This window comes from Sphingomonas bacterium, assembly GCF_028292945.1.
Lineage (GTDB): Bacteria > Pseudomonadota > Alphaproteobacteria > Sphingomonadales > Sphingomonadaceae > Sphingomonas.
Map to the genome: position 1 here is coordinate 1 of NZ_JAQGLJ010000039.1, position 4,277 is coordinate 4,277.

The 4,277-nt window shown below is 67.9% G+C and carries 4 protein-coding genes and 1 pseudogene; all 5 read left to right on the top strand.

Going from position 1 to position 4,277, the window contains the following annotated elements:
- The first annotated feature begins 131 nt into the window (after positions 1 to 131).
- A complete protein-coding gene (dgcA, locus tag JWN21_RS04880) occupies positions 132 to 1,106 on the top strand; it encodes an N-acetyl-D-Glu racemase DgcA (protein WP_299646832.1) in 975 nt (324 codons plus the stop codon).
- Positions 1,107 to 1,109: 3 nt separating this feature from the next.
- The gene (locus tag JWN21_RS04885) at positions 1,110 to 2,348 is read left to right on the top strand and encodes an alanine racemase (RefSeq protein ID WP_299646834.1); all 1,239 of its coding nucleotides are present in this window, start codon (positions 1,110 to 1,112) and stop codon (positions 2,346 to 2,348) included.
- A 4-nt stretch (positions 2,349 to 2,352) separates the two neighbouring features.
- Positions 2,353 to 2,685 (top strand): DHCW motif cupin fold protein, encoded by a 333-nt coding sequence (locus JWN21_RS04890; RefSeq protein ID WP_299646836.1) that lies wholly within the window; start codon positions 2,353 to 2,355, stop codon positions 2,683 to 2,685.
- Positions 2,686 to 2,687: 2 nt separating this feature from the next.
- Positions 2,688 to 2,990, top strand: a complete 303-nt coding sequence (locus JWN21_RS04895) for a hypothetical protein (protein ID WP_299646838.1) — start codon at positions 2,688 to 2,690, stop codon at positions 2,988 to 2,990.
- 12 nt (positions 2,991 to 3,002) lie between these two features.
- Positions 3,003 to 3,917, top strand: a pseudogene (locus tag JWN21_RS04900) (APC family permease); the annotation flags it as partial.
- Positions 3,918 to 4,277 lie beyond the last annotated feature (360 nt).

Below are 4,277 nucleotides of genomic sequence, written 5' to 3' on the forward strand. Positions count from 1 at the left end.
AGGGCGGAAGCCGAGCGCGCCTGCGCCGAAGTGGAGGACGCGCTCGGCCTTCCCTGCCAGGATCCGATCGTCATGGGAGTCGATCGGATCGCAGACAATCTGATGCGCGCGTTCGCGCCGGAGACAGACGAATGCGCGACGTTGAAACGCGCATAGAGCATTGGCCGCTCGCGGCGCCGTTCCGGATATCGCGCGGCATCAAGACGGTTGCCGAAGTGGTGACGGTCGAACTCCATGTGGGCGGGCAGGTCGGCCGGGGCGAATGCGTTCCCTACCCACGCTATGGCGACAGTGCGGAGAGCGTCTCCCGCCAGATCGACGAGGTCAGGGAGGCGCTCGCAAAGGGTGCGCGGGGTGATCTGCCGGGCCTGCTGCCGCCCGGCCCCGCGATGAACGCGATCGATTGCGCGCTCTGGGATCTGGAGGCGAAGCTCTCCGGGCGATCGGTCGAGCAGATGCTCGGAAAGACGGTCCCGCCGGTCTTGACCGCGCTCACCGTCAGCCTCGACACGCCGGATAGAATGGCCGCCGCCGCCGCCGCCATTCGCGAAGCGGCGCTGATCAAGGTCAAGGTGAACGCCGAGGAGCCGGAGGCCTGCATCGGCGCGGTGCGAAGGGCGGCACCGGGCGCTGCGCTGATCGTCGATCCGAACGAGAGCTGGGATCTCGATCTGCTGACCAGGATGCAACCGATCCTGCAGGAGCTTCGCGTCGAATTTGTCGAGCAGCCTCTGCCCTGCGAAGACGATTTCGGCCTCGAAGGATTCGAACCGCTGGTCCCGATCTGCGCGGACGAGTCGTGCCACACCGCCAAGGACCTAGACATCCTCAGGCGGCGATATGGCATGGTCAACATCAAGCTCGACAAGACCGGGGGCCTCACCGGCGGCCTCGAACTGCTCGAAGCGGCGCGCGCGCGCGGCTTCGGCGTCATGGTCGGCTGTATGGTCAGCACTTCGCTGTCGATCGCCCCCGCCATGCATATCGCCGCCCGCGCCGATTATGCCGATCTCGATGGTCCGCTCTGGCTGAAGGAAGACCGGCCGGGCGGCGTGTCGCTGCAGGATGGCCGCTTGACGCCGGCCACGGACCTCTGCTGGGGCTGAACGGTGCCGGACACCCCTTCCCGCGACGCGCGCGCAACGAGCCTTGGTTCGTTCCTGGCGGCGATCAGCCCGCCGATGACCCCGGCGCTGGTGCTCCGTCGCGACAGCCTGCTCAGCAACTTACAGATCATGCAGGCGCTGTGCGACGAAGCCGGCGTCCGGCTGCGCCCGCACGGCAAGATGCACAAATGCTCGACGATCGGATTGCTGCAGGTCGAGCTGGGCGCGGTCGGGCTGTGCTGCCAGACGGTCGGCGAAGCGGAATGCTTTGCCGCCGCCGGCATCGGCGACCTGCTCGTCACCGCGCCGGTGCCAGCCTGGGGTGCGGCACGGCTGGCGGCGCTCGCGGCGGCCGGAACGAGGCTGTCGGTCGTCGCCGATGACGAGGGTCAGATCGAGCGCCTGCAGCGGGCCGCGCACTCCGCCGGCGCAATGCTCCACGTGCTGATCGACGTCGATCTCGGACTTCACCGCGCCGGCTGCCCGCCTCAGCAGGCGACCGCCTTGGCGAGACTGGTCGATCAGGCGAGCCACCTGAGCTTCGAAGGCGTTCAATCCTATCTTGGACATCTCCAGCACGAACCCGATCGCCAGCGTCGTCGCGCCGGGAATGCCGCGGCCGCGCACCGGCTGCGATCGCTGGTCGAAGAGCTCAGTGACGTTGGGCTACCCCCGAGGCTCGTCACCGGCGGCGGCACCGGGACCTATGCCGACGATTTCGCCAATGGCGTATTCAACGAGCTCCAGGCAGGCTCCTATGCGGTCATGGATGTGGAATATGCCGCCTGCGGCGCACCGCAGGGCGAGGATTGGCCGTTCGAGCCGTCACTGTTCCTGTGCGCCAGCGTGGTCTCAGCGCGCCACAAGACCCATGTCACCACCGACGCCGGGCTGAAAGCGGTGTCGGTGGATGGCCCGCCGCCGCGGGTGGTCGCGGGCGCGTCCGGCGAGAGCAAATGGCGCTCGCAGGGCGACGAACATGGCGCCATCATCCACCCGGATTTCACCGCCCTGTTCGCAGCCGCCTCCGACCGGCTGACGCTGTCGGCCGAGATCGACGCGATCGACGAGGCGGACTCGATCCCCTGGCCGATCGACGCGCCGAAGAGCGGTGCCCTGGTTTGGCTGCAACCGGGACATTGCGATCCGACGATCAACCTCTACGATACTTTCATCGTCGCCGATGAGGACGGAGCGCTGGACCATTGGAGGATCGACGCCCGGCGCCGCTGGGAATCGTGAGCCGATGAAAATCCCGCCGGTTCCGTTCACCCTGACCGACTGGAGCGCGGTGCCCGCCACGACCCACCCCGGCGACGCCGGCGTGGCGATCTGGAGAACCATCGAGGTCGGCGACCTGCGGATTCGGATGGTGGAATATTCGCCAGGCTACATCGCCGATCATTGGTGCGATCGCGGTCACGTGCTGCTCGTGCTGGAAGGCGAGCTGGTCAGTGAGCTCCGCGACGGGCGCTCCTTTGCCCTGAGCCAGGGCATGCATTACCACGTCTCGGATCACGGCGATGCATCGCACCGGTCCTCCACCACGTCCGGCGCGAAGCTCTTCATCGTCGATTGACCATGAACACCGCCCCCAGCCAGAAGAAGCCGATCATGAACGATGACGAAAAGACGCTGAAGCGCGACATCGGTTTCCTTGGATCGGCGTTTCTCTCGTTCAACGGTGTCGTCGGCGCAGGCATTTTCGCGCTGCCGGCGGTGCTCTATGCCAAGTTCGGCGATTTCAGCCCCTGGCTGTTCCCCCTGTTCGGCCTGCTCGTGCTGGTCGTCGCTGTGCCGTTCGCGCGCGTCGCCGCCCACCACCCCGTCTCCGGCGGGCCGGCCGTCTACGCCGCCGCCTTCGGCCCGGCGGCGTCCTTCTAGGCCGGCTGGCTCTATTATGTGGCGAGGTCGACCGAGCTCGCCGCCAACGCAAACGTGCTGATCACCTATCTCGCCACGCTGTGGCCGCCGCTCGCCGAAGGGGCCATCCGCTCGGCGACCATCGTCGCGGTGATCGCCGCGGTCACCTTGATCAACATCGTCGGGGTTAAGCGCGCGGTGCGGGTGCTGGACGCATTGACGCTGCTCAAGGCGGCACCGCTCATCGCGCTTGCCATTCTCGGCCTGGTCTTGGCCGGCGGCGCGATCACGGCGCCGACCGCTCTGCCCCCGGTCACCGAGCTCGAGGCCGCAGCCTTGCTGATCCTCTATGCCTTCGTCGGCTTCGAGAACAGCGTCGTCCCCGCCGGTGAGACGACCAACTCGCAGCGGACGATCCCGCGCGCGCTGATCGCGACGATCTTCGCGACCGCGGCGCTCTATTTCCTCGTCCAGCTCTCCTTCGTGGCCGTGATGGAGCCGGGCGCCGGCGGCGATGCGCCGATGGTCGCGTTCGGGATCGCCGTGATGGGCCCCGCCGGCGGATTGGTGCTGACCGCCGCGGCGATCTTCTCGCTGCTCGGCAATATCAGCGGCGGAATGACGGGGACAACCCGCACCACCTACGCGCTGGGACGCGACGGACTGCTGCCCGCGTGGTTCGCCAGGGTCAGCGAACGCTATGCGACGCCGGCGAATTCGATCCTGTTCATGGGCGGGCTCGTCACGGTGCTGGCGCTGACCGGAAGCTTCGTCTGGCTCGCCGTGATCAGCACGCTGGCGCGGATGCTCGTCTACTCGGCAAGCATCGCCTCCTTGCCGATCAAGGAGCGGGGCAAGCCCCTGATCTGGCTGTCGGTGATCGCCGCGATCGGCGTCTGCGCCTACGCCGCCCTGCAGACAGCCTGGCGTCATGGCGCATGCTGCTGATCTTGGTCGCGGCCGGAAGCGTGCTCTACCTCGTGGCACGCTTCGGCCGGTTCGGCGCCGCGAAGCAAGCCTAAGAGCAACCGGCCGGGCGGCGGCGCGAGCCGCCGCTTGTGCCGCCGCTCCCCGCACCTCGCCCGCGGCCAGCAGGCAATCGGGCACGATGACGGCAGCAGCGCCAGCCGGGATCGGGCTGCGGGGTCGCCGGCCGGCAGGCGCTCGGGCGCTGGGTCAAACTCGGCTCGAGCACGCGCCTGTCACCCGCGCGCCGCCCCTGATCCGGTGCACGTCGCGGCGCGCGCGCCGGCAACCTGACGATAGCCCAAGTCTATGGGAGAGCCTACACTTGCTACTTGTCTGGTG